The sequence below is a fragment of the Streptomyces sp. NPDC090442 genome (genome assembly GCF_044769405.1).
Lineage (GTDB): Bacteria > Actinomycetota > Actinomycetes > Streptomycetales > Streptomycetaceae > Streptomyces.
On the sequence record NZ_JBIVXW010000263.1, the window covers coordinates 1 to 1,324 of the forward strand.

The following is a 1,324-nucleotide window of genomic DNA, read 5'->3' on the forward strand; positions in this document are numbered from 1 at the left end:
TGAGGTTCCCCCGCAGTGCGGGAGGTACTGATCAGCAGGTCAGGGCGGGTTGACGGGGTTTCAGGTTCGTTCGCTTGGTCGTTGCCTGGTCGGCGTAGTACTTCTCCTCGAACTCGACGGGGCTGAGCCAGCCGAGACGTTTCTGAATGCGCCGGGTGTTATAGAAGCCATCGATGTACTCGAAGAGCGCGAGGGTGGCCTCGGCTCGGGTGGCGAAGGTGCGGCCGCGGAGGCCCTCGGTCTTGATCAGCATCCACAGGTTCTCCGCGAGGGCGTTGTCGTACGAGTCCCCGACCGATCCCATGGATGCCTGGATTCCCGCTCTCACCAGGCGCGTTGTGAGCTTGATCGCCGTGTACTGGCAGCCGTGGTCGGCATGGTGAATGAGCTGTCCGGGCTCGACCTCACGGGACGCGAGGGCGTACTCGAGTGTGGTGAGGACCAGGTCCGCGTCCGCGTGGGCGGAGGTCTCCCAGGCCACCACCCGGCGGGAGAACGCATCCCGGATCGCCGAGAGCCACAGCGGTCCCTCGCCGGTGGGGATCATCGTGAGGTCGGTGACCCACAGCCGGTTCGGCGCGGGCGCGGTGAAGTCGCGATCGACCAGATCCGGGGCGAGGGTGGCTTTTGGGTCGCGGCGCGTGAAGCCCTTGCGGCGCGGGCTGACGCCCGCCAGATCGGCCTCGCGCATCAATCGCTCGACCCGCTTGCGGCCGACGTGAACGCCGTCGCGTTTGAGGACGGCATGGACGCGCGGTGAGCCGTAGATCCCGCCGGAATCAGCGTGGATCTTCGTGATCTGCTCGGTCAGCTCCGTGTCGCGGCGCTGCCGTTCGCACGGCTCTTTCTCACGTCGGCGCCAGCGGTAGAAGGTGGAGGAGGCGATGTGGAGTTCCCGAAGTACGCACTCGACTCCCAAGTGGGGATGCTCGTCGATGAGCGCGGTCACCTGGGCCGGGTCGGGTCGAGTTGCGCCGCGAAAAAAGCCGAAGCCGTCCGCAGCACCTCGTTCGCCCGCTTGAGCTGCATGTTCTCCTTGCGCAGTGCGGCGAGCTCGGCACGTTCGTCGGTGGTCAGCCGGTCATCGCGCTCGCCGGCGTCCGCCTCAGCCTGGCGGATCCAGCCGCGAAGGGCCTCGGGGTGCACGCCGAGGTCGACGGCGAGCTTCTTGATCTGCGGCTTCGGATCGGAGGTGCGATACATCCGCACCGCACGCTCACGCAACTCCAACGAGTACTTCCTGGGCGCGGCCATGGTCAATGTTCCTCTCATGAGTCCCATCTGACCCTCTGTCAACCTCCTCCGCATCTCGGGGGAACCTCAG

General features: G+C 66.4%; 2 protein-coding genes. Both read right to left on the reverse strand.

Annotation, left to right across the window (positions count from 1 at the left end):
- Positions 1-31: 31 nt before the first annotated feature.
- Positions 32-949 carry an IS3 family transposase gene (locus ACIQU6_RS44900; protein ID WP_403488535.1) on the reverse strand — a complete coding sequence of 306 codons (918 nt, stop codon included), beginning with the start codon at positions 947-949 and terminating at the stop codon, positions 32-34.
- Complete coding sequence (locus ACIQU6_RS44905; RefSeq protein WP_403488537.1) at positions 946-1,254, reverse strand: transposase; 309 nt, start codon at positions 1,252-1,254, stop codon at positions 946-948. The genes ACIQU6_RS44900 and ACIQU6_RS44905 overlap by 4 nt, the downstream gene beginning before the upstream one ends.
- Positions 1,255-1,324: the final 70 nt, after the last annotated feature.